The sequence below is a fragment of the Actinospineispora acaciae DSM 45401 genome, from assembly GCF_000620785.1.
GTDB classification, from domain to species: domain Bacteria; phylum Actinomycetota; class Actinomycetes; order Mycobacteriales; family Pseudonocardiaceae; genus Pseudonocardia; species Pseudonocardia acaciae.
Window position 1 is genome coordinate 325,956 of sequence record NZ_JIAI01000002.1, and the last position, 21,770, is coordinate 347,725.

Here is a 21,770-nt window from a genome sequence, read left to right on the forward strand (position 1 = left end):
CATGGACCAGCCGCTCGACCCCCGTTCCAAACGCCTGGTGCTCGCCTCGGCGGATCTCGACGCGCTGCGCAGGCCGGTGCTGGAGGCGTCGACGCTGCCCCCGTCGTGCTATCGGTCCCGGCAGGCCTACGAGGCCGAGGTCGAGCACATCTTCCTCAAGGAATGGGTCTGCGTGGGCCGGGTCGATCACATCCCGAACCCGGGCGACTACCTCACCGAGACGATCGTCGGCCAGCCCGTCCTGGTGGTGCGCACCCACGAGGGCCGGATCCGGGCGCACCTGAACGTCTGCCGGCACCGCGGCTGCAAGATCATGGAAAGCGCCGGGACGGCGAAGTCCATCAAATGCCCCTACCACGGCTGGATGTACGGGCTCGACGGCGATCTGCGGGCCACGCCGGACTTCAAGGAGACCGTCGGGTTCGACAAGGCGGACTACGGCCTGCATCCGGTGCGCACCGAGGTCTGGGAGGGCTTCATCCTGGTCAACCTGGATCCGGGCGCGACGCCGTTCGTCGACCGGGTCAGCGACGTCGACGTCTGGGGGCTCTCGCACTACGAGGTGGGCCGGCAGGTCACGCTGCACCGCTGGACGTTCGACCTGGCGTGCAACTGGAAGACCTACGTGGAGAACTACATCGAGTCGTACCACGTGCCCTGGGTGCACGCGAAGACGCTCGGGGCGGGCTCGACGCTCAAGGACGAGGTCTACCACCCGAACATCACCGACAAGCAGTGGGACCTGATCTGCTCGCCCGGCCCGAGCATGTCGCTCAGCGACGACCGCGACCCCCGGTTCCCGGTCAGCGAGGGGCTGCGGAACGTGCCTGCCCAGTTCCTCGGCCTGCCGGTCTGGGTGTGCTACCCGGGGTTCGCCATCATCCCGATGCTGGACTGCACGCTCTGGCACAACATCGTCCCGCTGGGCCCCGAGCGGATGGAGCTGACCATGGGCCTGTCGTTCGGGGCGGAGGTGGCGGCGGCGTACGCGGCGGGCGACGAGCGCACCCGGGAGATCGTGGACAGCTACGTCCGCAACCAGGAGACGATCGCCGCCGAGGACAACGACATCTGCGAGCGCCAGCAGCTCGGGCTGGCGGCGCGGGCCGCGACGCCGGGGCGGTTCTGCAAGCACGAGGTGCTGGCCTGGAAGTTCGACAACTGGGTCGCGCGGATGGCCTACACCGACGACCGCGCGCTGGCGGCCGTCCGGTGACGGCTCGGGTCGTCGACCTGTGCGGGTACGTCCTGCCGGCCGCCGAGCTGCTCTACGAGCGCGGGGACGGCCCGCTGCGCGGGCACTGGTCGCGGCTGGAGGCGCACCTCGAACCGACCGCCGTGACCCCGGGGGTCGGCGACTGGACGAGGCCGTACCTGCGGTTCGTCCGGGACGCCGGTCCCGCCCTGCCCCGGCCGCCGGCCGGGCGCGACGACGTCGAGCCGGGCGTGCTGCACGACAACCCCTCCGGCCGGCTGCGGGCGCTGGACCGGGTGGGCATCGACGTCCAGTTCATCCACCCCGGGCCTGGGGTGGACGCGGTCAGCTCGCTCGGGGTGGACGTGGCCGTCGCCCTGCTCGCCGCCTACAACCGCTATGTCACCACGTACTGCGAGGCCGACCCCGACCGGCTCAAGGCGGTGGTCCAGGTGCTCGGCGCGGAGCCCGCCTGGTCGGCGTCGGAGATCCGCGACCTGGCCGCCGACCCGTCGGTGGCAGGGGTCACGGTCCACCTGCCGGTCGACGTCTCGCCGGACCACCGGAACTTCGACGGCGTGTGGGACGCGCTGGAGCAGACCGGGCTGCCGCTGGTCTACCGCCCTGGCAGCGCGGCCAGGCTCTGGGCGCCGCCCCGGCTGGCGTCCTACCTGCACCACACCGGCGTGCTCGACAGGTGGCCGGGTGTGCGGATGATCCTGGTGCACGCTCCGGTCGGGGAGTCGTACGGGCGCCTGCTCTGGGCAGTGCCGACCGTTGACTTGGCCGACCCTGCCGGGTTGCTCTGGGCGTCACACTTCCCGTTCGACGACCCGCGACACACGGCCGACCAGATCCGGCGCGCCCGCCGGGGCGACGGGCACGGCCGGGTAGATCCGTGGACCGGTGTCAGTGGTGCAGTACGAAGTCCGTCACCAGGCGGTTGAACTCGGCCGCGTGTTCCAGCTGCGCCCAGTGCCCGCAACGGTTGATCAGCACCGCCCGCGAGTCCGGGATGTTCGCGGCCAGGAAGAGCGTCGACTCGAACGACACCACGCGGTCGTCGCGGCCGTGGATCAGCAGCGACGGCGCGGTGATCCCGGAGACCGCCGCGAGGTCGAGCCAGCGCGGGATCGGCGCCTTCGGCGCGGCGGCGGCGACGTTGCGCAGGTGCTCGGGACGCGCGAGCGCCGCATCCGACCGTTCCTGGCACAGCTCGGGCGTCGCGAACCGAGTCCGGTCGTAGACCATGATCTCGACCAGCCGGCGCATGCCCTCCGGCGAGGCGTCGGAGTACGCCTCGAACATGATCTTCAGGCCCTCGCTGGGCCCGCCGCCCGCGCCGAAAAGGAACGGCTTCATCTGGATCGGCGGCCCCATCGTGACCAGGTGCGACACCCGCTCGGGACGCTCGGCGGCCAGCCGCAGCGAGGTGTGCCCGCCCATCGAGTTGCCGACGAACGCGGCCCTGTCGATGCCGAGCGCGTCCAGGAGCTGGCAGGCGGCCTCGACGTGGTCGAGGGTGTCGAAGTCCGCCTCATCGGAGTCGCCCCAGCCCGGCATGTCCGGGGCGACCACCCGGAAACGCCGCGACAGCGCGGCCATGTTCGGCGCGTAGTTGCTCCGGCCGGTCGCACCGGGCCCGCCGCCGTGCAGCAGAACCAGCGGGTGCCCCTCGCCGGCCTCCCGGTAGTGGATCTTCCAGTCGCGGGTCCGTACGTAGGCCATCAGCGCTCGCCTCCGGGGACGACGGCCGCCCGGAGCCGTTCGGCGAGGGCTTCCGGCGCCCGGTGGCCCCACCAGTGCAGTTGGTCGAGCGTGCGGACCTCCCAGGTCGCGTCGTCGATGAGCAGGCCGCCCCAGCCGTACTCGACGGAGAAGCCGGACGGCGTGCGGACGTAGAAGCTGAACATGTGATCGTTCGGGTGCATGCCCAGCGTCATCTCCAGCGGCTGTCTCGCGTCGAGGCAGCGGTCGTAGGCGAGGCCGACGTCGCGGATGTCGGCGACCTCGAGCATGAAATGGTGCGTGCGCTTCGGGTGCGGCAGCTCCCCGAACGCGACGGTGTGGTGGCGCGGGTTGCAGTGCAGGAACGCGAGATCCGCGACCACGCCCGGCTCGACCTCCTCGACGATGACGTCGCTGAGCTTGAAGCCCAGCAGATCCCGGTAGAACGCCAGGTAGGTCTCGCGCGGCACGTCGTTCGCCACCAGCACCTGGTGCCCCGCGCCGCCGGAGCCGGTGACGAAACCGCCGAGCAGGAGCTCGCTGTGGAACGGTGTCGGCGCGTCGGCGAGGCCGGTGACGAGCTCGAGCTCGTTGCCCAGCGGATCGGTGACGAGCACGATCCGGTCGACCTGTCGCGCGGCGGCCAGCTCGGCGTCGCCGTCGACGGTGTCGACGCCCGCGCCCCGCAGCCGTGCCACCAGGGAGTCCAGTGCCTCGGCCGACTCCAGTTCGTACCCGCTGCGGGCGAGATCGTCGGCCGGTCCTTCGGCGAGGATCCAGCGGTGCGCCCTGTCGTCGGTGCGCAGGGTGAGGCCGTCGGCGGACTTCTCGCCCGGCCGCATGCCGAGCAGGGACACCGCGAAGCGTTCCCACTCGGCGAGGTCGCTGACCTCGTAGACGACGTAGGCGAGCTCTGTCACTCCGGTCATCGGGTTCCTTTCGGTACGGCGAGGCCTGTCTTGTCGGCCGCCGCGACGAACTTGTCGGGACGCACGGCGATCGCCTGGACGCCGTAGCGGTCGAACCACGGCAGCAGCGCGTTCTCGAGATCCACGAGATCGGTGGCCGCACGGGTGTAGGCGGTGCGGGGCCGGATGGCGACGTAGGACGCGCGGAGTGCGTCCCAGGCCGTCCTTTCCTCGGACGTCAGCAGGGTTGCCGGGTCGACATCGTTGCCGAGCAGGACGAAACCGTGGGGCAGCAACGCATCCAGCCGGTCCATCCGGCCGATGGCGTCGCAGGCGAGCGGCTGCGGGAGATACCGGCCGACGACGGACGCGTCCCCCGTATCCCCGCGCAGCCATCCGGCGGTGAGGGTGGGCGGCGCGCTGAGCGGTGGCTCCCAGGGCGTGACCAGGTTCGGCGGGACGGCGTTCATCGCCTCGATCTCGGCCGGGCTCGCCTCCTGCTTGATCACGCGGCCCAGCGCGACCGCCATGCCGGTGTAGAGCTCGGCGGACGGGCGGCGCTCGGGTTCGTAGGTGTCGAGCCAGTGCTCGCCGAGCTCGCCGCCAACGATCCCGGCGATCTTCCAGCCGAGGTCGTACGCGTCGCGCATCCCGGTCTGCATGCCCGCGCCCGCCCACGGCGGCATCAGGTGCGCGGCGTCGCCGGCCAGGAACACCCGTCCCTGACGGTACGTTTTGGCCATCCGTACGTGGTGGCGGTAGAACGCGTACCGGTGGATCTCGACGTCGTCCTCGGTCACGCCCAGCGCCCGCAGCAGCGGCCAGACCTCGTCGTCCGTCGGGAAGTCGGCCTCCGACTCGCCGGGCTTGAGCGGGATCTCCCAGCGGTGGTTGCCCGCCGAGAGCGCGATGTCGACGACCGGGCGATCGCGGTCGGTCCAGAACGTGAGGAAGTCGCGGTCCGGCCACCAGCGCCTGACCCGGCAGTCGATGACGATCCACAACGTGTCACCCGTGTCGCCGCGCATCGGGATGCCGAGCATCTTGCGCACCGGGGACGAGCCGCCGTCGGCCGCGATCGCGTACCGGGCGCGGACGGCGGTCTCGGCCCCGGTCTCGCGGTCGCGGGCGGTGACCGTCACGCCGCGCCGGTCGTGCTCGACCGCGACGACCTCGGCGCCGAACCGGACGGTCAGGCCGTCGAGCTCGTCGCCGCACCGGCGCAGCTCGGCTTCCAGCGCCGGCTGGTAGATGTTGTAGAAGCGCGGCCTGCTCCCTCGGGTGCCGAGCGTGCTCGGCGGGTGCTCGACGCGCATCACCTCGCGGCCGTCGTAGGTCACCCAGCGCAGCGCCCGCTGTGGCTCGACGACGCGCTCGACCCGGTCGTCGACGCCGAGGTCCTGCAGGATCCGCATCGTCCAGTCGTTGATCGTGACCGCCCGGGCTCGGGCGTAGACGTCCCGTTCCCGTTCGAACGCGACCACCCGGGCGCCCTTGCCGGCCAGGGTCAGCGCACCGACCAGGCCCGTCGGGCCGTAGCCGACGAGAGCGACGTCGGCGTCGTAGTGCTCGGTCATGCCGGCTCCCCGTTTTGGACCGGTCGTTCGGTTCGTTAGTGGTCACAGTCACATGCTGGCCGAGCGGTCGTCAAGCGGGAACGGCACGATTCCGGTACGCAGAAAAGTCGGGCCTACGCTGCTCGGCGTGGATACAGCGCGGGCCGGGAACCGGCGAGGACGGCGTTCCCGGGAGGAGATCCTCGACGCGGCGTCGCGGATCATGGCCGAACGCGGCTACTCCGCCACGACGATGTCGGTGCTGAGCGCGGAGACCGGTCTGCCGAGGAGCGCGATCTACCACCACTTCCAGTCCAAGGGCGGGCTGCTGTCGGCCGTGATGGAGCGCGGGGCGTACGAGTTCTTCCGGCACCTGCGCGAGTCCCAGGCCGATCCGCCCTCGGACCTGCCGCCGGCCGAGCTGCTGGGCTGGTTCCTGCAGCGCACCGGCGAGGTCTTCCTCGCCAAGCCCGACTTCCTGCGGCTGCACCTGATCCTGCTGATGAGCGCCGAAGCTGTCGAGGACGTCGAGGTGAAGGAGATCATCCAGCGGGTCCGCACCGACGGCCGCCGGCACATGCGCCGGATGATCTCCCGGTCGTGGGGGAGCCTCGGGCCGGAGGTCGCCGGCGAGGTGGGGGAGGCGCTGGACTACTTCGGCATCGCCGGGTTCGACGGCGCGTTCGTCGCCTGGCAGGCCGAACCCGAGCGCTCGATGCGCGACCAGATGGCGTTGCTGACCGAGGCCATGGTCGCCATCGCCGAACGCGTCATCGCCGCGCGTTAGCCGGTGGGGAGCGCGGTGGCCAGGTCGGGGCGGATGGTCAGGTGCACGCGGGTGTCGGCGGGCGGTGGTACGGCCGTGCCGCCCGGGAGGTCGACCCGGATGCGGACGCCCGGCTCGACGTCGCAGAGCACCTGGATCTGGTTGCCCATGTACACCGCCGAGTGCACGGTGGCCGGCGCCCCGGCGGCGGCGAGCTCGATCCCGTCGCCGGGGATGGCCAGGCAGGCGTCCGTGGCGTCCTCGGCCAGCCGGGGCGAGCGCCGCACCTCCAGCACCTGGCCGAGACAGCGGACCCGAGCCGTGTCACCGCCCGGCGGCGCCGCGTCGAGGACCTTCTCGCACGGCACGCAGTTGTGACCGCCGAAGAAGGACGCGACGAACGCCGTCTCCGGCCGGCCGTAGAGCCGCTGCGGCGTGCCGACCGCCTCCAGCTTCCCGTCCCGCAGCACCGCGATCCTGTCCGACAGGGTGAGCGCCTCCTCCCGGTCGTGCGTCACGTACAGGACGGTGTTGCCCAGCTCCTCGTGCAGCCGCCGCAGCTCGCCGGCCATCCGCACCCGAAGCTCGCGGTCCAGCGCGCCCAGCGGCTCGTCCATCAGCAGCATCGTCGGCTCGAAGGCCAGCGCGCGGGCCAGCGCCACCCGCTGCTGCTGGCCGCCGGAGAGCTGGCGCGGCAGCCGCCGGTCGTAGCCCTCCAGCCCGACCAGCGCGAGCACCTCCCTCGCCCTTCGGGCCCGCTCCGCCCGGCCCCGGCCGCGCACCTTCAGCCCGTACCCGACGTTCTCGATCACCGACAGGTGCGGGAACAGCGCGTAGTTCTGGAACACCATCCCGATGTCGCGCCCGCCCGGCGGGACCCGGGACACGTCGCGCCCGGCCAGCCGGATCAGCCCGTCGGTCACCGGCAGGAAACCGGCGATCATTCGCAGCAGCGTCGTCTTCCCCGAGCCGCTGGGCCCCAGGATGGTCAGGAAGGTGCCGGGCTCGACGTCCAGTGACACCCCGGCCACGGCGGTGACGTCGCCGAACCGCTTCACCACCGACTCCAGCCGCAGGCTCACGGCCGTTCTCCTCCCGCGCGCAGCCGGGCGGCGAGCAGCATCAGCGCGCCGGTCAGCACCATCAGCAGCGTCGCGATCGCCGTGATCAGCGGGTTGATGCCGGTGCGGAACGAGTCGAAGATCGCCTTGGGCAGCGTCACGACCTCGCCGCCGCCCAGGAAGTTGACCAGCACCGCCTCGTCGAACGTGGTCACGAAGCCGAGCACGGCGGCCGCCGCGATGGACGGCGCCAGCAGCCGCAGGGTGATCCCGACGGTGGCTCGCGTGCGGGACGCGCCCAGGCTCATGGCCATCAGCTCCAGGTCGACCGGGATTCGCCGCAGGCCCGCGCCGACGACCAGGATCACGAACGGCAGCGCCAGCACGGTGTCGGCCAGGATGACGCCGGCCACGCTGCCGATCAGGTGCAGGTCGGCGTAGAACGCGTAGAGCGCGACCGCGTAGGCCACGCCGGGCAGCACCAGCGGCGCCACCCCGAGCACCCGCAGCAGCGTCTTCCCCGGCAGCCGGCTGCGCTCGAACGCCAGCACCGAGGGCACCCCGACCACCGTGGCCAGCACCGCCGTGGGCACCGCGACCAGGAACGACTCCCACACGCTGGCCAGCCAGTAGCCCGAGCCGAACAGGTCGGCGTACTGCCGCGTACCCCAGCCGTCCGGCGGGAAGGCCATCGTGCGCTGGTCGGAGAACGAGAGCGCCACGACCAGCAGCACCGGCGCGATCATGAACACCACGGTGGCCGCCTTGAGCAGCCACTCCAGCCCGTACAGGGCGGTGGCGGTGCCGCCGCGCCGGATCCTCACGCCGCGACCGCCCTGGCCAGCCGCTCCCGCCCGACCACCCAGTAGCCCACCCCGACCACCGCGAGGCTGCCGACCAGCAGCACCAGCGCGGACACCGCCGCCGAGGTGACGTCGTAGAACTCGAAGACGTCCTGGTAGATCAACGACGCGGTGAACGGCGAGGACGGCCCGCCCAGCACCTCGGGCGTCAGGAAGAACCCGAGCGTGATGATGTAGACCAGCGTGCCGGTGGCCAGCAGGCTGGGCACCGCCAGCGGCACCACCGTGTCCCACACCGCCCGCAACCGCCCGGCGCCCAGTCCCTCGGCGGCGCGCGCCAGCTCGGGGTCGATCGTCCGGAACCCGGCCAGCAGCGGCAGCACCGCGAACGGCAGCATCTGGTAAGTCAGCCCGAGCACCACGGCGAACCGGTTGTACAGCAGCTCCACCGGCTCGTCCGCCATCCCGAGCAGCCGCAGCGCCCCGTTCACCACCCCGTGGCTCTCCAACAGGATCGTGAACGCGTACAGCTTGAGCACCGAGCCCATCAGGAACGGCACGATCATCGCCGTCCACAGCAGCAGCCGGTTCGCGCGCCGCTCGGTGACCCGCAGCGACCAGGCCACCACCGCGCCGACCGCCAGGCAGAGCACCGTCACCAGCGCCGAGTCCAGGAAGGTGATCCGGATGACGCGGGTGTTCGCCGGGTGGTCGAAGAACGCGGCGAGGTTGCCGAACCCGTGCGGCGGCCCCAGGGCGACGGTCACCAGCCGGCCCAGCGGATAGACCAGCAGGGCGGCGACCAGCAGCATCATCGGCAGCGCCAGCAGCACCCCGGCGCCCACGCCCCGCTCCGCCCGCCATGCCCTGCTTCGTGACCGGGGCCGCCGCGGCATCGTGCGCACCCGATCAGCCGGCGGTGAACCGCTGGAACGCCCGCTGCACCTCCGGCAGGTGCGCGACCAACCACTGGTCGTCCTCCGCCGTCGAGCTGTGCGCGGCGGGCAGCGCGTCCCAGGTGGCGGGCGGCACCAGCTCACGCAGCCGCGTCGTCGGCGTCGAGTAGGTGAGCGCCTCGGCCCAGCCGGCCTGGTTCTTCGGGTGGTCGGCGATCCAGCTCAGGTAGGCGAACGCGGCCGCCTTGTTGGGCGCGTCCCTGGTGACCACCATCGCGTCGTTGGTGCTCATCGAGCCGGCCCAGGAGACCTTCAGGTTCGGGATGCGGTTGCGCTGGACCAGGAACGCGCCCGGGTGGTCGATGTACTCGATCCCGACCTCCTTGTCGGCCAGCAGCTGCTGGGCCTGCGCCGGCGACTGCGCCCACACCGCGACCTGGGGCTTGATCCGGTGCAGCTTGCCGATCGCGCGGTCGATGTCCAGCGGGTACACCTGCGCCGGGGAAACACCGTCCGCGACCAGCGCGAAGTCCAGCACCGTCTGCGGCAGCCCGACCAGGATGCCCCGCCGGCCCGGGTAGGCGTCGACGTCCCAGAACTGCTGGGGGCTTTCGGGGCAGCGCCGCACCAGGTCGGGATTGCACGCGATCACCATCCCGGTCTGGCCGATCTTCATCGCGTCCGGCAGGAACGACTCCGGCCGCGACGTCTCCTGGAGCTTGCGCATCAGCTCCGGCGGGAACGGCGCGAGCAGGTTCTTCGACCGCAACACCGCCGGCGACTCGGCGTCGACGACATCGACCTTCACATCACCGGACTGCGCCTGCAGCAGCACCGGTGTCATCGGCGAGGTGGACAGCGCCCGGTACTCGACCTTGATCCCGGTCTCCGCGGTAAAGGGGTCGCCGAACCACTTCTTCTCCGCCGCCGTGAAGTCCCCGCCCCAGGTGGACACCGTGATCGTCCCTGCGGTGTCTCCGGTGTTGGTTCCGCCGCAGGCCGCGAGGGTGGTGGCCGAAGCGACCGCGGCGAGCAGTGCCGTCGCCGCCCTGAGCCGCATCGCTTCTCCTCGTCGCCACCCGGGTCATCAGTGTGGACGGGCCGCGCGCGCCGGAGACATTGTCGATTGCTCAGAACCTGGCCGGTGTCCGCTAGAGGTTCCTACGAAGGTGCCGCGGGCTCCCGACCCAACTGGTGGACCATGATGACGAGGTCGGCGGCGGTGCCGTCGGGGTTGGCAATCGCGTTCGTGCGCATTTCCCGCACGACGAATCCAGAGGACTCGTACAGCCGGCGTGCCCGGCGGTTGTGTTCCTTGACGTCCAGCCAGACCGTGCCCGCACCGTGATCGCGATAGGCCCGTGCGAGCACGGCCTCGAGCAGCGCACGCCCTCGCCCGGCGCCGCGGTGAGCCGGCGCGACCACCATCCTGCGCAGCTCGATGCCCTCACCGCCGCGCAGGCCCGCGAGCACGGCGAACCCAACGAGCGCGTCGCCGTCCGCGGCGACGAGGTGCTCCTGATCGAGGTCGGTCAGGGCGCGAGCGTGCCAGTCGGCCCCGGTCTCGCCCAGCCACGTCGAGGTGTCCGGCTCGGTCTCCCAGCCAGCCAGGTGGCGGAGGTCGTCCGGGGTCGTGGCTCGGAGCGTCAGCATGCCGGCACGGTGACACATCGTCGTGGCTGGCGTCAGCCGGTGTCCTCTCCGATGAACCCGGGCGTCCAGAGGCGGCGGAAGGCGGGGGAGACGATCTCGTCGTGGGTGGGGGCGCGGTCGGTCAGGTGGGCGCGGACGGTGAAGTCGGCGAGCGCCCGGCTGGTGTCGGTGGTGATGCGCGGGTCGTAGTACGGGCTGTCGCGGGCGACCAGGGTGGCGATCATCGAGGTCTCCAGCGGCGGGAACAGGCCGGTCGCGGCCTTGGTGGCGAGGTCTGGGTCGTCGCGGAGCAGTTGTTGGGCGCGGACCAGCGCGCGGGTGAGCGCGGCGACCGCGTCCGGGCGGTGCTCGATCGTGCGGTCGGTCGCCGCGAGGGCCGGGAACGTGTACGAGCCGGCGGGGCCGCCGTCGCGGCGGGCGTCCAGGACGAGCGTGCCGGTGCCCTGGCGCACGGCGAGCTCGGCGCCCATGCCGTTGGCCCAGAAGCCGTCGATCCGCCCGGACGCGAGCGCCTGCGCGGCGGCCACCCCGAACGAGACCCCGGTCCCCTCGGCGGCCGGGATCGGTCCGATCTCGATGGCGCGCTCCTCGATGTCGACGCCCGCGTCGGCCAACAACAGTCGCAACCCGAGGTCGGGGCCGGGAGCGGCGCCGATGCGGACCCCGCGCAACGCCGCCAGGTCGCCGCGGGCGATGCCGGCGTCCGGGCGCATCACCAGGAACCAGTACATGCCGTGCGACAATGCCGCCACCAGCTTCGCCCCCGACCAGCCGGGGAAGGCGTGCGCAGGCGCGTGCGCGGCCCCGGCCAGGAAGTCGATCTCGCCGGTGCGCAGCGCGTGCGCCGCGTCGGTGACCGGGAACAACAGCTCCAGCTCCAGCTCGACGCCCTCGTCGCGGGCCAGGCCGAGCTCGACGGCGGCGATCGCCGGGAAGTACGAGGGGGACACCAGGTCCGGTACCGCGATCCGCACATTTCCTCCTAGCTGACAGCCAGCACGTCGTCGTGGCCGGCGCCGCCGAGCCGGTGGTAGCGGCCCCGGTAGAACACCAGCGGCGACTCGGGGGATCGGCGGCACGCGAGGACCCGGCCGACCACTATGTGGTGGTCGCCTCCTGGGTGCGCGGCGTCGACGGCGCATTCGAAGCGGGCGGCGCAGCCGGGGAGCGCGGGCAGGCCGTCGGGGGTGAGTACGAACGGCAGGTCCGCGAAGTGCGCCCGGCCGGGGCGGGCGAACCGGTCGGCCAGGTGCCGCTGCCGCCGGGTGAGCACGTTGACCACGAACCCGCCGGTCGAGAGCACTGCGGCGGCGGTGCGGGAGCGGCGGTCCAGGCAGACCAGCAGCAGCGGCGGGTCGAGGGACACCGAGGTCAGCGAGTTGGCGGTCATGCCGTGCGGCTGGCCGTCCAGCTCGGTGCTGATCACGGCGACGCCGGTGGTGAACACGCCCATTGCGTCCCGGAACACGCGTGGGCCGGGCGCCTCGGCAAGTCCGGCTTCGGTCGGCATGTCCGGGACGGTAACCGACGCAAATAGTTAACTCAAGTACTTGACCTGTGGACTGCATGCTGACACGCTCCCTGCCACGCGGCACCCGCCGCCCGGCCGGCACCCGCCGGCCCCGCCTCGAACCGGGAGGGACCAATGGCGTCACCCGACCCGCCTGAGACGTCGCCGTGGCGGGTGGCCGCCGCCGGGTTCATCGGCACCGCCATCGAGTACTACGACTTCTTCATCTTCGGCACGGCGGCGGCGCTGGTGTTCGGCAAGGCGTTCTTCCCCGACCTGTCGCCGACCAGCGCGCTGCTCGCCTCGTTCGCGACCTTCGCCGTCGCGTTCATCGCCCGGCCGCTGGGCGCGGTGTTCTTCGGGCACTTCGGCGACCGGCTCGGCCGCAAGACGATGCTGGTCGCCTCGCTGCTCACGATGGGCCTGGCCACGGTCGGGGTCGGGCTACTGCCCGGCTACCAGGCGATCGGGCTGTGGGCGCCGGCGCTGCTGGTGCTGCTTCGGCTGGCGCAGGGCATCGGGCTGGGCGGTGAGTTCGGCGGTGCGATGATCATGATGACGGAGCACGCGCCGGCGCGGCGGCGGGGCTTCTTCGCGGCGCTGCCGCAGCTCGGGCCGCCGGTCGGGCTCGCCCTGTCCAGCGTGACGTTCCTGCTGATCACGCTGGTGATGAGCCCGGCGGGCTTCGAGGCGTGGGGCTGGCGGGTGCCGTTCCTGGCCAGCGCGCTGCTGGTGGTCGTCGGGCTGTACGTGCGGTTGAGCATCTCGGAGAGCGCGGTGTTCCGGGCGGTGACCAGGCGGCGCGAGCAGGCGCGGGTGCCGCTGGTGGAGCTGCTGCGCACCCAGCTCGGGCGGCTGCTGCTGGCGTCCGGGCCGTCGCTGCTGTCGTCGATGCTGTTCTTCCTGATCACGACGTACGCGCTGAGCTACGGCACGTCCGTGCTCGGGGTGTCGCGGCCGCTGATGCTGGTGGTCGTCATCGTCGTCGTGATCGTCAACGCGCTGGTCACGGTGCCGTTGGGCGCGGCGTCGGACCGGATCGGGCGGCGGCGGATGGTGCTGTGGGGCGTGGTCGGCTCGGCGGTCTGGGCGGTGCCGATGTTCTGGCTGGTGCACACCCGCAGCGTCGTGCTCATCGCGCTGGCGTTCTCGATCGGGATCGCCATCTACTCCATGATCTTCGCCCCGCTCGGCGCGTACCTGCCGGAGCTGTTCACCACCCGCACCCGCTACACCGGCACCTCGGTGGCCTTCAACCTGGGCGCGATGTGCGGCGGCGCGCTCGCCCCGACGGTCGCCACCCAACTCGGCGCGGCCACCGGCAACGCGTGGTGGGCGCTGTCCGGGTACGTCGTGGTGGTCTCGCTGATCGCGCTGGTCGGCGTGCTCAAGCTGCCGGAGACGCACCACAGCAGCCTCGGCCCCACCGACTCTCACGTAGGGAGCACAGCAGCATGACCCGCTCGGGCAAGGAGTACCGGGAGCGCCTGGCCGACGGCCGTCGCGTGATGGTCAACGGGGAGGTGGTGTCCGACGTCGCGTCGCACCCGGCCTTCGCCGGCGCGGTGGACTCGGTGGCACGCCACTACGACCGGGCGCACGCCGCGGAGAACCGGGACGTGATGACCTACCCGTCGCCGGCGACCGGCGAACCGGTGAACCGCTCGTTCCTGATCCCGCGCTCCGCCGACGACCTGGCTCTTCGCGCGGCGGCGCTGCGCCGAAGCGCCGAGCTCAGCGTCGGGCTGCTCGGCCGCAACCCCGACCACGTGGCGTCCTTCTTCGCCGGCTGGGCGGCGCGCAGCGACGTGTTCGCGCGCGCCGGCGCGGGCTACGCGGAGAACCTGGTGCGCTTCTACGAACACCTGCGCGACGAGGACCTGTACGCCGTCTACGCGATCGTCCCGCCGCAGGTCGACCGGAGCAAACCCGCCCACCAGCAGTCCGACCCGCACCTGTACGCGGGCGTGACGGGTGAGACCGACGGCGGCGTGCGGATCTCCGGCGCGCAGATGCTGGCCACCGGCGCGGCGCTGGCCGACTACGTGGTGGTCAGCAACATCGCGCCGCAGCCGCCCGGCTCCGAGGACCAGGCCATCAACGTGGCGATCCCGGTGGGCGCGCCCGGCGTCAAGATCTACTCCCGCCGCCCGTACGCTAGCGGGGCGACCAGCGTGTTCGACTACCCGCTGTCCACCCGGTTCGACGAGACCGACGCGCTGATCGTGCTCGACGACGTGTTCGTCCCGTGGGAGCACGTGTTCGTGCTGCGCGACCGGGCGGTGTGCGCGGCGCAGTGGACCGAGACGCCCGCCCACGTGCTGGGCAACCACCAGGCCCAGGTGCGGCTCGCGACCAAGCTGGAGTTCGCGGTCGGGCTCGCGCACCGCATCGCCGAGGCCACCGGGAACCTGGCCGCCCCGCCGGTGCGCGGCGCGCTGGGCGAGATGGCCGCCACCGTCAGCGTGGTGTCCGGCCTGCTGGCCGCGCAGATCCAGAACCGCGAGATCGACGACGAGGGCATCGCGTGGCCGGCGCGCGAGGAGTGCTTCGCGGTCATGACCCTGCAGTCCGAGCTGTACCCGAGGGTCCTGCACATGCTGCGCGACCTGTGCGGCGGCGGGTTGATCCAACTGCCGTCCTCGTCGGCCGACTTCGCGCACCCGGAGATGGCCGCCGACCTGGAGCGCTACGTCGGCGGGCCGGACGAGACGGCCGTCGACCGGGTCAAGCTGCTCAAGCTGGCCTGGGACCTGATCGGCTCGGAGTTCGGCGGCCGGCATCATCAGTACGAGATGTTCTACGTGGGCGCGCCGTTCCTGGTGAAGCAGCGGATGTACGGGGTGTACGACTTCGACCGCTGCCGTTCGCTGGTCGACCAGGTGCTCGGCGAGTACGGGCTGGACACGCCGCTGCCGGGCGCCGCTGGATAGAGGTACTCAAGTACGGTATGTGAGATAACTGTTCTCGACGGACGGGGTGGCTGTGCGCGACTCGACGATGGAAGCGCTCGCGGAGTGGGTCGCCGCCGAGGACGGCTCGCGGGCGGAGAAGTTCGACGGCTACGTCTACGGCATCGCGCAGGCCCGCTACGTCATCCGCAAGGTCTTCCGGATGGTCGACGACGAGGCGCGCAAGCGCGGCCTCGAGCCGTTGCAGCACCAGGCGCTGCTCCAGACGTTCGGCTCCGGCGCCGGGCCGTTGACGGTCAGCGGGCTGGCCGAGCGCCTGGACATCGTCCCCGCGCTGGCCTCCCGCCTGACCAAGGAGCTGCAGAAGCGCGGGCTGGTCACCCGCCGCGAACACGCCACCGACCGCCGCGTCACCGTCCTGGAAGTCACCCCGGAGGGGCTGGAGCTGCTGCGGGAGATCGACAACGCCGTGCACGTCCACGTGGAGTACTTCCAGTCCCAGCTCACCGACCACCAGCGCCAGGCCGCCCTGGTGATCATGGCCTTCTACATCGGCCTCGGCTCGCCGAGCCGGCTGCGGGCCATCCTGTCCTCGGCGGCCGCCGGCTAGGAGCGGAACGTCTCGGCGCGGCCGACCGTGATGCGGTCGACCGGGGCGGACGGGTCGGCATGGCCGAAGAGCACCAGGCCAGGGCGGCCGCCGAGGGCCCGCTCGACGCGGCCGTCCGGGTGACTCGAACCTGACCACGAAACCTGCTGGTCAGGTGCCGTGAGTGGCTAGGGGTGCCATAGCACCCCTAGCCACTCACGGGTCTTGACCAGCGGCTTTACCGGTTTTCTCCCGGGCACCGGGCGGGAAGAGGCCCACTTCGCCGGCAATCGGGGTGTTAGCCGCGGACCTCGGCGGCGTCGACGACCAGCATCGAGCGCCGTGCCCTGGCGAGCATGAGCGCCCCCTGAGCCCGGCGGTCCCGCCGCCGATCTGGCAAACGTGACCAACCTGGCCTCACGAGGCGAGCAGCCGGCGATAGCGGCCGAGCTCGCGAGGCCGGTTGAGCAGTGCGACCGCGGCGAGGCGGCCGTGCCGTAGGTATCTGGCCGTGCAGCCGCCGGTCTCGATGGGGCCGTCGACCTCGACCAGATCCGTTGGTTGGGGCCGCCCGAGGACATGCAGGCGCAGGTCGTACTGGTCGGACCAGAAGATTCCGGGGTCGCGGAAGGGCGGCGCGGCCGGGCCGGTGAGCAGCGTTCGGGCGGCGGCGCGGGCCTGGGCGACGGCGTTGTCCCAGTGTTCGACGCGGCGGGTGGCGCCGTCGAGCGGGTCCGGCCACGCCGTCACGTCCCCGGCGGAGGTCACCCGCTCGAGTCCGCGCACCCCCAGGTTCGCGGCGCAGAGAACACCGTTGCGCAGCGGGAGTCCCGAGTCTCGCAGCCAGTCCACGGCCGGGCGGACTCCCACCGCGAGGACGACCACATCGGCTGGGACGATCACGCCGTCGCTCAGCTCCGCGGCCTCCACCGTCGGGGCGCCGTGCAGGTCGGCAAGCGCCACGCCGAGGTGCAGGCGGACGCCTTGGGTGCGGTGCAGGCCGGTCAGCGCGGACGCGACCCGGTCGCCGAGCACCCGCATCAGCAGCGGCTCGCGTTCCACGATCGACACCTCGAGGCCGAGCGTGCGGCACGTCGCGGCGACCTCACATCCGATCAGCCCGCCGCCGACGACCAGGACGCGCGGTGTCCCTCGGTGCAGCGCGTCGCGCAGCGCCGTCGCGTCGGGCAGCGAGCGCAACAGATGCACGCCCGGCCGGCCGGCCAGGCCGAGGTCGATCGGCTCCGCTCCGGTGGCGATGACGAGTCCGTCGAACCTCAGCCTGGAGTCGTTCTTGGTGCCGGTCGTCCGGATGTGGAGTCGTCGTGCGGCCAGGTCCAGGCCGGTGGCCCGGGTGGCGAGCTGGACGTCGATGTCGAGCGCGGGGTCGAGGGCGAACCGCAGGCTCTGGGCCGTCTGCGAGCCGGTCAGGAACCGTTTGGAGAGCGGTGGTCGCTGGTAGGCGAGCTCGGGCTCGGCGCCGATGAGCCGCAGCCGGCCGTCGTAGCCGAGCTCGCGCAGCGCCTGCGTCGCCCGCAGGCCGGAGATGGACGCGCCGACCACCGTGATGTCGCGCGGTCCGGTCACCGCCGAGGGCTCAGGCGCAACGCTCCCACCGGGCACACCTGGACGGCTTCTTCGACCGCGCGGCGCCTGTCCTCGTCGACGTCGGGGTTCAGTGGTCGCGCCGGGCCGTGCTCGGCCAGCTCGAACTCCTCGGGCGCCACCGCGACGCACAGGCCGGTGCCCTGGCACAGTTCCGGGTCGACGTGCACTCTCATGAGGGTTCTCCGATCTTCCGCGCCACCGGGTTGGTGAGCGTGCCGAGCCCGTCCACGGTCACCGCGATCTCGTCGCCGGGCTGTAGGAACTGCTGGGGAGATCGCGCGTAGCCGACCCCGGCCGGCGTGCCGAGCGAAAGGATGTCGCCGGCCTTGAACGGGTGGATCTCGGTGAACAACGCGATGATCTCCGAGATGGGACGGGCCAGGTTGCCGACGCGATCGTGCTGCATGACTGCCCCGTTGAGCGTCGTGGTCAGGTAGCGCTCCTCGATCTCGGGCAGCTCGTCGCGGGTGACGATCCACGGACCCAGCGGCCCGAACGTCGGAAAGCTCTTGTGCAGCACGATCCAGTTCCATGCCGCCACCGCCTCGCGCGGTTCGGATGAGGCGGTCCCGGGCACCCAGTGTCGCGCCGAGATGTCGTTGAAGAGCGTGTACCCGGCGATGTGCGACAGCGCCGACTCAGGGTCCAGCGCGTGCGCATCACGGCCGAAGACCAGGCAGAGCTCGCCCTCCCAGTCGACCATGTCCGCCACCGCCGGCGGCAGGACGATCGGCTGCCCGCTGCCGATCAGGGTGTTCGGGTTGACGAGGTAGCCGCCCGGGCGGTCGGGCGGCCGCGCGCCCATCTCGGCCAGATGGCTCAGGTACAGGCCGCCGCTGGAGATGAACAGCGGGTTCGCCCCGGTCGGCGGCAGGAGCCGCAGGTCCGCACCGGAGGTCAGCCATCCTCGGTCGAGCCCCTCGGCGGGGGCCGCGTCCCAGCGGTCGAGACACGCGCGCAGCTCTTTCGTCCGGCGCTCGTCGAGCGCGAGGACGTCGACGATGCGCTCCGGGTTGGGCTGGTCCGGCAGCGGCGCAGCCGCGAGGTCGACGACCAGACCGCACGGAAGCAACGCCCCGGGCACGGCGGCGCCGCCCCGGCCGCGGAATGTCAGGAGTTTCATGCGGCCAACTCGCCCGTGTAGAGCTCCCACCAGTTCCGGTCCGCGTCCCGGAGCTCGAAGAACCGGCCTCCTGGGCGCGGCTGAATGCCGGTGATGTCGGTGATGTGCCATTCGTCCGAGACGGATGTCACCACCCGGTGCGCCTCGGCCAGCTCGGCGTCATCGGAGAAGTGCAGCCTGTTCCGCAGGAAATGCGGCATGTCGGGGTCGGACTGCGGCGGGGCGACCACGGCGTAGCGGTGGTCGGTGCCCAGCCCGACGGCCAGCGAGACGGGCGTGAGCTGTTTGACGTCAAGGCCGAGCACCGCCTCGTAGAAGCGGCGCGACGCGTGGATGTCCCTCGACTCCAGGGTGCCGTGGGAGATGTGGGTCGTCGGCAGCGCCGCGGCGGCCCGACCCTCGGGCCGGGTCGGCCGCCGCCCCGCGCGGTCCTCCGAGAACAGGATGTCGCCGCGCGAGGCGAACCAGGCACGGACCTCCTCGGCGGACATGTCGGGTCCGCCGGTGAGATCGGGCAGGAAGTTCTCGCTCGGCCCGTCCACCGAACGGTTGACCTCCCACCAGTTCCCGTCCCGGTCCTGCAGGAAGAAGCCGAGCGAGCCGTGCTGCAACGCGGGTTTCGTCACTCGCTTGATGCCGAACCGGGCCTGCGCGGCGAGCACGGACCGGTAGGCCTCGTCGATGTCGCCGAGCACGTAGACACCGTTGTGGCTCAGCAGCGGCATCTCATTGCCGGCCGCCACCTCCTCGACCACGTAGCAGTGCGCGTAGCCCAACCGGACCACGAGCCGGCCCGATCCCTCCCGCACGTCGAGCCCCAGAACCTGCTCGTAGAACGCGCGGCTCAGGTCGAGATCACGGGATGGGAGGGAGCCGCCGCTGAGGGCGGTCGGGGCCAACAGGGGCTGTCCTGTCCAACGCTGCGTCATGGTGGGCACGGGCCACTCCGATGGGGTCGGCATGAAGTCCATATGGACCGGACTCGTCCGGTCCGATAGGTTGAGCAAACACCGCGCCGCCGGCCGTTGTCAAGCAGGGCCGGTGGTGCTCATCGAGGGATCGGAGGAGCCAGGTGACGGGTGTCGCTGATGTCGAGGGCGGCTCGTGGATCGACGCCGCCGGCGTGCGCACGCACTACCACGACGCGGGCGAGGGGTCGCCGGTGATCTTGTTGCACGGTTCCGGGCCCGGGGTGTCGGCCTGGGCGAACTGGGGCGGTGTGTTGCCGTCGTTGGCCGGTCGGCACCGGGCGATCGCGATCGACCTGGCGGGCTTCGGCGGGTCCGACAAGCCGCTGGACGTGACCTACGGGGTGGCGCTGTGGGCCGGTCAGGTCCGCGAGGTGTTGGCTCGGCTGGAGATCGAGCGGGCCTCGTTCGTCGGCAACTCGATGGGCGGGCGGGTTGCCCTGCAGATCGCGCTGGACGCGCCGGGCACGGTGGACAGGCTGGTCCTGATGGGTGCGGCCGGCCTGCTCGCGCGGCCGACGCCGGCGCTGTCGGCCATCCGCGACTACGCGCCGTCCCGGCAGGCTATGCGCGAGCTGCTCGCCGGCTGCTTCGTCCACGACCCGTCGCTGGTCAGCGAGGAGGTGGTCGAGACGCGATTTCGGGCCAGCGAAGCGCCCGGGGCACACGAGGCGTACCGCCGGATGTTCGACGCGGCCGGCTCGGCCGATGACATGCTGCTCTCCGACGCGGAGCTGGGGTCGGTGACGTGTCCGACCCTGGTGGTGCACGGCCGCGAGGACAAGGTGGTGCCCGTCGCCAACGGGCTGCGGATGGCGGAGCTGATCCCGGGGGCCGACCTGCTCGTGTTGGGCCGCTGCGGTCACTGGACGCAGGTCGAGCGGGCCACCGCGTTCACGGCCGCGGTCCTGGACTTCCTCAGCCGGAGCTGACCGCCTGGCCCAACACCCGCCGGACCAGCCGCCGCGACTCGGCGCGCAGCCGGTCGCGGCTGGCCGGCTCCAGGGCCTGCGGGTTGGGATCACGCGCCGCGCCGTGCTCGAAGTAGCGTCCGCCGGGGCCTTCGAGCGGGCTGTTGATCAGCTGGAGGACCGCCTGGACGCCCTCGTCGAGCCCGCTTCGCGGGTGCGTGACCATCTTCGTCGGCATGAAGGTCGCCGGGTGCAGCGCGTCGACGGTCACGCCGCGCCCGGTGAGCTCGGCCGCGAGGTCGATGGTGAACATCACCTGGGCGAGCTTGCTCTGGCAGTAGGCGCGGCCGGCGTCGAAACCGCGGTGCAGTTGCAGGTCGGAGAAGTCGATCTCGAACGCGGCCTGCGCCACCGAGCTGATGTTGACGACCCTGGACGGCCGCGACCGGGCGAGCAGCGGCAGCAGCGTCCGGGTGAGGTGGTAGTGGGCCAGGTAGTTGACGGCGAACCGCAGCTCGATGCCGTCATCGCTGACCGGACGCCCCTCGGCGCCCGGGATCACCGCACCGACGCCGGCGTTGTTCACCAGCACGTCGAGGCGCGGCTCGCGGTCGCGGACCTCCACGGCGAGCGCGTGGACGTCGCCGAGGCTGGCGAAGTCGGCGCGGTGGGTCGATACCTGGACGCCGGCGACCGCGGCCCGGATCTCGTCGGCCGTCTCGCGCAACCGACGGGGGTCCCGGCCGTGCAGCAGCAGCCGCACGCCCTGCCGCGCCAGGGCGTGCGCGAGCGCCCGGCCCAGCCCGTCGGTTGCGCCGGTGATCAGAACGTTCACGACAGCATGCCGCCGTCCACCCGGATCACGCTGCCGTGGACGTAGGACGACTCGTCGCTGAACAGCCAGGCGACCAGGTCGGCGATCTCGGCGGGGGTGGCGAGCCGGCCCAGCGGGATCCGCTCGGTGGGGTTGGGGCCGTCCTGGGGCGCCTCGGCGGCGAAGGACGCGGTCATGGCGGTGTCGACGATGCCGGGGCAGATCGCGTTGACCCGGATCCCGGTGCCGCCGACCTCGTGCGCGGCCACCTTGGTCAGTCCGACGACGGCATGCTTGCTGGCCACGTACGAGGTCAGGCCGGGGGTGCCGACCAGGCCGCCGATGCTGGACGTGTTGACGATCGAGCCACCGGTGCCCTGCTGGCGCATCTGCCGCAGCACCGCGCGCAGGCCGAGGAAGGTGCCCCGGACGTTCACCGAGATCACCTTGTCGAAGCTCGCGGGGTCGAGGTCGGCCATGCCGGCGATCGCGCCGACGATGCCGGCGTTGTTGTGGAAGAGGTCGACGGCGCCGAACTCGTCGAGGGCGGCGGCCAGGTAGCTCTCGGTTCCCTCGGCGCTGGACACATCCGCGGCGACGGCGATCGCCGCCGGCAGGCTCTTCGCGAGGTCTTCGGCGGCGCCCGCGTCGCGGTCCACGATGACCAGGCGGCAGCCCTCGACGCCGAGCCGCCGGGCGACCTCGGATCCGATTCCGCCGGCTCCGCCCGTGATCACCGCGACCTTGCCGGTCAGTCCACGCAACATCT

At 71.9% G+C, this 21,770-nt stretch carries 23 protein-coding genes; 7 read left to right on the forward strand and 16 right to left on the reverse strand.

Annotated elements, in window-relative coordinates; genetic code table 11:
• The first annotated feature begins 1 nt into the window (after window position 1).
• Together N912_RS60170 and N912_RS0111160 are read left to right on the forward strand one after the other, a co-directional pair.
• Window positions 2-1,216, forward strand: a complete 1,215-nt coding sequence (locus N912_RS60170) for an aromatic ring-hydroxylating oxygenase subunit alpha (protein WP_051580047.1) — start codon at window positions 2-4, stop codon at window positions 1,214-1,216.
• Window positions 1,213-2,142 (forward strand): amidohydrolase family protein, encoded by a 930-nt coding sequence (locus tag N912_RS0111160; protein WP_028922483.1) that lies wholly within the window; start codon window positions 1,213-1,215, stop codon window positions 2,140-2,142. The genes N912_RS60170 and N912_RS0111160 overlap by 4 nt, the downstream gene beginning before the upstream one ends.
• Here N912_RS0111160 and N912_RS0111165 read toward each other — a convergent pair.
• Genes N912_RS0111165 through N912_RS0111175 form a run of 3 tightly spaced genes read right to left on the reverse strand, consistent with a single transcriptional unit; the run spans window position 2,105 to window position 5,408 of the window.
• Window positions 2,105-2,923 carry an alpha/beta fold hydrolase gene (locus tag N912_RS0111165; protein WP_037064174.1) on the reverse strand — a complete coding sequence of 273 codons (819 nt, stop codon included), beginning with the start codon at window positions 2,921-2,923 and terminating at the stop codon, window positions 2,105-2,107. The genes N912_RS0111160 and N912_RS0111165 overlap by 38 nt on opposite strands.
• Complete coding sequence (locus N912_RS0111170; RefSeq protein ID WP_028922485.1) at window positions 2,923-3,852, reverse strand: VOC family protein; 930 nt, start codon at window positions 3,850-3,852, stop codon at window positions 2,923-2,925. The genes N912_RS0111165 and N912_RS0111170 overlap by 1 nt, the downstream gene beginning before the upstream one ends.
• The gene (locus N912_RS0111175) at window positions 3,849-5,408 is read right to left on the reverse strand and encodes an FAD-dependent monooxygenase (protein WP_028922486.1); all 1,560 of its coding nucleotides are present in this window, start codon (window positions 5,406-5,408) and stop codon (window positions 3,849-3,851) included. Before N912_RS0111175 ends, N912_RS0111170 begins: the two co-directional genes overlap by 4 nt.
• Before the next feature lie 127 nt (window positions 5,409-5,535).
• On the opposite strand from N912_RS0111175, the gene N912_RS0111180 reads away from it, so the two are divergent.
• Window positions 5,536-6,174 carry a TetR/AcrR family transcriptional regulator gene (locus N912_RS0111180; protein ID WP_028922487.1) on the forward strand — a complete coding sequence of 213 codons (639 nt, stop codon included), beginning with the start codon at window positions 5,536-5,538 and terminating at the stop codon, window positions 6,172-6,174.
• On the opposite strand, the gene N912_RS51155 is transcribed toward N912_RS0111180, so the two are convergent.
• The 7 genes from N912_RS51155 to N912_RS0111215 form a co-directional block, all read right to left on the reverse strand.
• A complete protein-coding gene (locus N912_RS51155; RefSeq protein ID WP_051580048.1) occupies window positions 6,171-7,235 on the reverse strand; it encodes an ABC transporter ATP-binding protein in 1,065 nt (354 codons plus the stop codon). The two genes, N912_RS0111180 and N912_RS51155, sit on opposite strands and share 4 nt — an antisense overlap.
• Window positions 7,232-8,038, reverse strand: a complete 807-nt coding sequence (locus tag N912_RS0111190; protein ID WP_211261210.1) for an ABC transporter permease — start codon at window positions 8,036-8,038, stop codon at window positions 7,232-7,234. The genes N912_RS51155 and N912_RS0111190 overlap by 4 nt, the downstream gene beginning before the upstream one ends.
• On the reverse strand, window positions 8,035-8,913 hold the full coding sequence (locus N912_RS0111195) for an ABC transporter permease (protein WP_156993428.1): 879 nt from the start codon (window positions 8,911-8,913) through the stop codon (window positions 8,035-8,037). The genes N912_RS0111190 and N912_RS0111195 overlap by 4 nt, the downstream gene beginning before the upstream one ends.
• Before the next feature lie 13 nt (window positions 8,914-8,926).
• Window positions 8,927-9,973 (reverse strand): extracellular solute-binding protein, encoded by a 1,047-nt coding sequence (locus tag N912_RS0111200; RefSeq protein WP_028922490.1) that lies wholly within the window; start codon window positions 9,971-9,973, stop codon window positions 8,927-8,929.
• A 101-nt stretch (window positions 9,974-10,074) separates the two neighbouring features.
• A complete protein-coding gene (locus N912_RS51160) occupies window positions 10,075-10,566 on the reverse strand; it encodes a GNAT family N-acetyltransferase (protein ID WP_051580049.1) in 492 nt (163 codons plus the stop codon).
• Window positions 10,567-10,598: 32 nt separating this feature from the next.
• Entirely contained in the window at window positions 10,599-11,540 is a 942-nt protein-coding gene (locus N912_RS0111210; protein ID WP_028922491.1) for an ABC transporter substrate-binding protein, read from the reverse strand.
• Window positions 11,541-11,548: 8 nt separating this feature from the next.
• Window positions 11,549-12,076, reverse strand: coding sequence for a flavin reductase family protein (locus tag N912_RS0111215; protein ID WP_028922492.1), 528 nt, complete (start codon window positions 12,074-12,076; stop codon window positions 11,549-11,551).
• Between the two features lie 135 nt (window positions 12,077-12,211).
• On the opposite strand from N912_RS0111215, the gene N912_RS0111220 reads away from it, so the two are divergent.
• From N912_RS0111220 to N912_RS60175, 3 genes are read left to right on the forward strand one after another with little or no spacing between them, the layout of a single operon-like run.
• Complete coding sequence (locus N912_RS0111220) at window positions 12,212-13,534, forward strand: MFS transporter (protein ID WP_028922493.1); 1,323 nt, start codon at window positions 12,212-12,214, stop codon at window positions 13,532-13,534.
• Entirely contained in the window at window positions 13,531-15,009 is a 1,479-nt protein-coding gene (locus N912_RS0111225) for a 4-hydroxyphenylacetate 3-hydroxylase family protein (protein WP_028922494.1), read from the forward strand. The genes N912_RS0111220 and N912_RS0111225 overlap by 4 nt, the downstream gene beginning before the upstream one ends.
• A 52-nt stretch (window positions 15,010-15,061) precedes the next feature.
• Window positions 15,062-15,598: a MarR family winged helix-turn-helix transcriptional regulator gene (locus N912_RS60175; RefSeq protein WP_051580050.1), complete on the forward strand. Its 537-nt coding sequence runs from the start codon at window positions 15,062-15,064 to the stop codon at window positions 15,596-15,598.
• 396 nt (window positions 15,599-15,994) lie between these two features.
• Here N912_RS60175 and N912_RS0111235 read toward each other — a convergent pair whose 3' ends face one another.
• The 4 genes from N912_RS0111235 to N912_RS63415 are packed head-to-tail and all read right to left on the reverse strand — an operon-like array spanning window position 15,995 to window position 19,207.
• Window positions 15,995-17,164 (reverse strand): NAD(P)/FAD-dependent oxidoreductase, encoded by a 1,170-nt coding sequence (locus tag N912_RS0111235; protein ID WP_037064179.1) that lies wholly within the window; start codon window positions 17,162-17,164, stop codon window positions 15,995-15,997.
• Window positions 17,161-17,358 (reverse strand): ferredoxin, encoded by a 198-nt coding sequence (locus tag N912_RS0111240; protein WP_028922496.1) that lies wholly within the window; start codon window positions 17,356-17,358, stop codon window positions 17,161-17,163. The genes N912_RS0111235 and N912_RS0111240 overlap by 4 nt, the downstream gene beginning before the upstream one ends.
• Window positions 17,355-18,308, reverse strand: a complete 954-nt coding sequence (locus N912_RS0111245) for a fumarylacetoacetate hydrolase family protein (protein WP_028922497.1) — start codon at window positions 18,306-18,308, stop codon at window positions 17,355-17,357. The genes N912_RS0111240 and N912_RS0111245 overlap by 4 nt, the downstream gene beginning before the upstream one ends.
• Window positions 18,305-19,207 carry a VOC family protein gene (locus N912_RS63415; protein WP_028922498.1) on the reverse strand — a complete coding sequence of 301 codons (903 nt, stop codon included), beginning with the start codon at window positions 19,205-19,207 and terminating at the stop codon, window positions 18,305-18,307. Before N912_RS63415 ends, N912_RS0111245 begins: the two co-directional genes overlap by 4 nt.
• Before the next feature lie 173 nt (window positions 19,208-19,380).
• On the opposite strand from N912_RS63415, the gene N912_RS0111255 reads away from it, so the two are divergent.
• Complete coding sequence (locus N912_RS0111255; RefSeq protein ID WP_028922499.1) at window positions 19,381-20,208, forward strand: alpha/beta fold hydrolase; 828 nt, start codon at window positions 19,381-19,383, stop codon at window positions 20,206-20,208.
• Here N912_RS0111255 and N912_RS0111260 read toward each other — a convergent pair.
• Window positions 20,195-21,022: an SDR family NAD(P)-dependent oxidoreductase gene (locus tag N912_RS0111260; RefSeq protein WP_028922500.1), complete on the reverse strand. Its 828-nt coding sequence runs from the start codon at window positions 21,020-21,022 to the stop codon at window positions 20,195-20,197. The two genes, N912_RS0111255 and N912_RS0111260, sit on opposite strands and share 14 nt — an antisense overlap.
• A complete protein-coding gene (locus N912_RS0111265; RefSeq protein WP_028922501.1) occupies window positions 21,019-21,768 on the reverse strand; it encodes an SDR family NAD(P)-dependent oxidoreductase in 750 nt (249 codons plus the stop codon). The genes N912_RS0111260 and N912_RS0111265 overlap by 4 nt, the downstream gene beginning before the upstream one ends.
• Window positions 21,769-21,770 lie beyond the last annotated feature (2 nt).